The organism is Streptomyces phytophilus (assembly GCF_013870535.1).
In the GTDB taxonomy this organism is placed as follows: domain Bacteria; phylum Actinomycetota; class Actinomycetes; order Streptomycetales; family Streptomycetaceae; genus Streptomyces; species Streptomyces phytophilus.
Genome location: NZ_JACBXC010000467.1, coordinates 1 through 4,321, shown reverse-complemented (window position 1 = coordinate 4,321; position 4,321 = coordinate 1). Strand labels below are relative to the sequence as shown.

At 72.1% G+C, this 4,321-nt stretch carries 5 protein-coding genes; all 5 read left to right on the top strand.

Annotated elements, in window-relative coordinates:
* A partial coding sequence (locus H5J30_RS19375) for an HdeD family acid-resistance protein (protein WP_181788675.1) occupies nt 1–617 on the top strand: 617 nt, incomplete at its 5' end.
* Between the two features lie 96 nt (nt 618–713).
* Nucleotides 714–1,319, top strand: a complete 606-nt coding sequence (locus H5J30_RS19370; protein WP_181788674.1) for an HhH-GPD-type base excision DNA repair protein — start codon at nt 714–716, stop codon at nt 1,317–1,319.
* A gap of 216 nt (nt 1,320–1,535) precedes the next feature.
* Nucleotides 1,536–3,068: a M28 family metallopeptidase gene (locus H5J30_RS19365; protein WP_181788673.1), complete on the top strand. Its 1,533-nt coding sequence runs from the start codon at nt 1,536–1,538 to the stop codon at nt 3,066–3,068.
* Nucleotides 3,069–3,298: 230 nt separating this feature from the next.
* The gene (locus H5J30_RS19360) at nt 3,299–3,595 is read left to right on the top strand and encodes a type II toxin-antitoxin system VapB family antitoxin (protein WP_018836497.1); all 297 of its coding nucleotides are present in this window, start codon (nt 3,299–3,301) and stop codon (nt 3,593–3,595) included.
* Between the two features lie 94 nt (nt 3,596–3,689).
* Nucleotides 3,690–4,321 (top strand): LytR C-terminal domain-containing protein (locus tag H5J30_RS19355; RefSeq protein ID WP_181788676.1); only part of this gene is annotated, 632 nt, incomplete at its 3' end.

Below are 4,321 nucleotides of genomic sequence, written 5' to 3'. Positions count from 1 at the left end.
GACGGCATGACGCACTTCCGCATGGCCGAAGCAGCCCTCGCGGCCGAGCGGCACTCCCAGGCCCCCTCGCCCTCCTCGCCAGAGGCGCCTGGCAGGCCGTGCTGCTCGCGGGCGTCGCCGCCCTCGTCCTCGGCGCCCTCACGCTGGCCTGGCCCGGCGAGACACTCCGCGTCGTCGGCATCCTCTTCGGCCTGTACCTCCTGGTCATCGGCGTGATGCAGCTCGTCGCCGCGTTCGGTACGCACGCCTCCACCGCGCTGCGCGTAATGGCGTTCATCAGCGGCGCCCTGTGCATCCTGCTGGGCCTGCTGTGCTTCCGCAGCGCCCTGCAGTCCATCCTGCTGCTCGCCCTGTGGATCGGCATCGGCTGGCTCTTCCGCGGCATCACCCAGGCGGTCGCCGCGAGCTCCGACGAGGCGATGCCCGCGCGCGGCTGGCAGATCGGCCTCGGCGTGATCTCGGCGCTCGCCGGCGTCGTGCTGATCGTCTCGCCGCTGACGTCGATCGCGATCCTCACCTACCTCGCCGGCGCCTGGCTGCTGGCGGTCGGCGTCATCGAGATCGCCACCGCGATCCGGATCCGCCACCGCGCGAAACACCTCCCGGCCGGCGCCTGAGCAGGCCCCCCGTCCGCCCCCGGCGCGCAACGGCGCGTGCCGGGGGCCCGCGTGTTGCCCGGCGGGCCCGCGACGCCGGGCTGCCATGATGCTCCTATGAACGTCACCGTCCGTCTCGCACAGCAGCCGGAGGCCGACGCACTGCTCGGCCGCAGCCCGCTGGCCGCCCTGGTCGGCATGCTCCTCGACCAGCAGGTGCCCATGGAGTGGGCGTTCTCCGGCCCGTACACGATCGCCCGCCGCATGGGCGGCGACGACCTCGACGCCCACGCCATCGCCGCGCAGGACCCCGAGGCGTTCGCCGCGCTGCTCTCCGAGAAGCCGGCCGTGCACCGCTACCCCGGCTCGATGGCCAAGCGCATCCAGCAGCTCTGCGCGTACCTCGTGCACGAGTACGACGGCGACGCCGAGGCGCTCTGGCGCGGCGTGGACGACGGCAGGGAGCTGCTGCGGCGGCTGCAGGCGCTGCCCGGGTACGGCAAGCAGAAGGCGCAGATCTTCGTCGCGCTGCTGGGCAAGCAGTACGGCGTCACGCCCGGCGGCTGGCGCGAGGCGGCGGGCGCGTACGGCGAGGAGGGCAGCCGGCGGTCGGTCGCGGACATCACCGGGCCGGACACGCTGGCGGAGGTACGGGCGTTCAAGCAGGAGGCGAAGGCGGCGGCGAAGGCCGCGAAGACGGCGCAGGCGAACCCGAAGTCCTAGGGCACAGACCCTAGCCCTGTGGCTCCGGACAGCACCGAGCGGCAACGGGGACGGCCCCCTAGGCGGAGAAGAGGCCCCGAACCGGGACGGGTTGGCCACCGGACCATTCCGCAACGCCGTTCGAGTCGCTAGGTTGCTCGCACCCCGTCCGCCTTGCGGACAGGAGACCCCACACGCCGGACAGGTTCGCCCACCTAAGACGTCGGAAGGACTCCTGTGTTCCCTCGAAGACTCACGGCTGCGCTGGGCGCGGCCGCCCTCGCCGTCCCCCTGCTCCTGGCCGGCTCCGCGCCCGCCGGCGCCGCCGCCCCGGCGAAGGACGGCGCGCAGCTGGCCCGTGAACTGGTGCGCAAGTCCAGCGCCTCGGACGCGTACAAGCACCTCAAGGCGTTCCAGCGGCTCGCCGACCGCAACGGCGGCCACCGCGCGGCCGGTTCGCCGGGCTACGAGGCGTCCGCCGCGTACGTCTACGACCAGCTCAAGAAGGCCGGCTACGACGTCGCGTACGACACCTTCGACTTCACCTACTCGGAGACGCTGAAGGATGAGTTCGCCGTCGTCTCGCCCGAGGCGCGGGACATCGAGATATACGCGATGACCTTCTCGAAGGCGACCCCCGAGGGCGGCCTCGAAGCGCCGCTGGCCGCCGCGCCCGTCGACGCGGACGGCACCTCGGGCTGCGAGCCCGGCGACTTCGCGGGCGGCGACTACACCGGCAAGGTCGCACTCGTCCAGCGCGGCGGCTGCGACTTCGCCGTCAAGCAGGGCAACGCCGCGGACGCCGGTGCCGTCGCCGCCGTGATCTACAACAACACCGAGGGCGCCCTCAACGGCACCCTCGGCGACGCCGACGCCGTCAAGGTGCCCACCGGCGGCATCACCAAGGCCGAGGGCGAGGCGCTGACCGCGCTGCTGGCGCAGGGCGAGGTCACCGTCAGCGTCGACATCCAGATGATCGTCGAGCCGCGCACGACGCGGAACGTCATCGCCGAGACCAAGCGCGGCGCCGAGGACCGCACCGTCATGCTCGGCGCGCACCTCGACTCCGTCCCCGAGGGCTCCGGCATCAACGACAACGCCTCCGGCTCGGCGGCGCTGCTGGAGGTCGCGAAGGAGCTGGCGAAGGCGGAGAAGAAGCCGCGCAACCAGGTGCGCTTCGCGTTCTGGTCGGCGGAGGAGCTGAGCCTCGTCGGCTCCACGGACTACGTGGGCCGGCTGACCCCGCGCCAGCTGCGGGACATCGAGCTGTACCTCAACTTCGACATGGTCGCCTCGCCGAACTACGGCCTCTTCGTCTACGACGGCGACGACTCCGACGGCGTCGGCGAGGGCGCCGGCCCGGAGGGCTCGGCGCAGCTGGAGCGGCAGATCACCGACTTCATGGACAGGAAGGGCATGCCGCACGAGGGCACCGACTTCACCGGCCGGTCCGACTACGGCCCGTTCATCGAGGTCGGCATCCCGTCCGGCGGTACGTTCACGGGCGCCGAGGGGACGAAGACCGAGGCGCAGGCCGTGAAGTTCGGCGGCACGGCGGGGATGGCGTACGACCCGTGCTACCACACGGCGTGCGACGACCTGGACAACATCAGCATGCCGGCGTTCGACGCGAACATCGACGTCATCGCCAACGCGGTCGGGACGTACGCGCACGACGTCAGCTCGCTGCGCGAGCCGGTGTCGTTCGTGCCCACCGAGGGCGACGAGGGCAGCGGCGGGGGTGCGCACGACGACCACGCGGAGCGGTGAGCGCGTGACGGCGTAGCACAGGCGCCAGGGAGCCCGGGCCGCGGACGGCCCGGGCTCTCCGCGCGCCGCCCGCCGCCTCCGCCCCGGTCCTCCCCCTGCTGCCGCCTTGCTGCCGCACCCTGCCTCTGCCGCTCTCCCCTTGTCTCCGCCTTGCCTCGCACTTGCCGCTGACTTGGTGCTCCTGTGCATCACTGCTGCGCCCGGAGGCGCATCCCCGGTAGGCTTTCCGTGTGATCTTCAAGCGCATCGGAAACGGGAGGCCGTACCCCCACCACGGCCGGGAGTCCACCCGCCAGTGGGCTGACGTCGCGCCACGCCCGGTACGCCTCGACCAGTTGGTGACGACGAAGCAGCAACTGGACCTGGAGACCCTGCTCGCCGAGGACTCGACCTTCTACGGCGACCTCTTCGCCCACGTCGTGAAGTGGCGGGGCGACCTCTATCTGGAGGACGGCCTGCACCGCGCGGTGCGGGCGGCGCTCCAGCAGCGCCAGGTGCTGCACGCGCGCGTGCTTGAGCTGGACTGACCAGTCCGTTGCCCCTTTCGGGGGGACCCGCGCCCATCCCGTAGATCATTTAGTAGGCACGGCCCCCTCCGGCTACTACGCTGCCGCCATGAGCATGCTGACGCCCCCCGAGATGGGCGGGCCGTACCGCATCAAGGGCACCAAGTATCCGCGTATGCGGCGAACCCGCCGGCGCCGGAAGGTCACGGCCCTGCTCGGTGCCGTGCTCGCGGTCGCGGTCGTCGGCTGGGGCACGCTGCAGCTCGTCGACGCGTTCACGGGCGGCGGCGAGGACGAGCAGGCGGTGCAGGCCCGTACCCCCCAGGACTGCGGAGCGGACGGCGCGGGCGACACGGGCGCGAAGTCCGGCGAGGGCAAGAAGCCGTCGAGTCTGCCCGCGCCCGCACGGGTCGAGGTCAACGTGCTGAACGCCACCGCCAGGACCGGCCTCGCGCAGAAGACCGCCGACGAGCTGAAGAAGCGCGGCTTCAAGATCGGCAAGGTGGCCAACGCACCCGCGCAGTACGACAAGAAGGTACGCGGCCCCGGCATGCTGCTCGGCGCCCCGGCGACGGTGAACGGCGAGCTGAAAGTGCTGGGCACGCAGCTGGCGAAGGCGGAGCCGAAGGCCGTGGAGCGCAAGGGCGCGGTGGTCGACCTGATCATCGGCGACGACTTCCGCGGGCTGGCGAAGCCGGCGGAGGCGAAGGCGGCGCTGAAGGCACTGGCGGCACCGGCGAAGGCGAA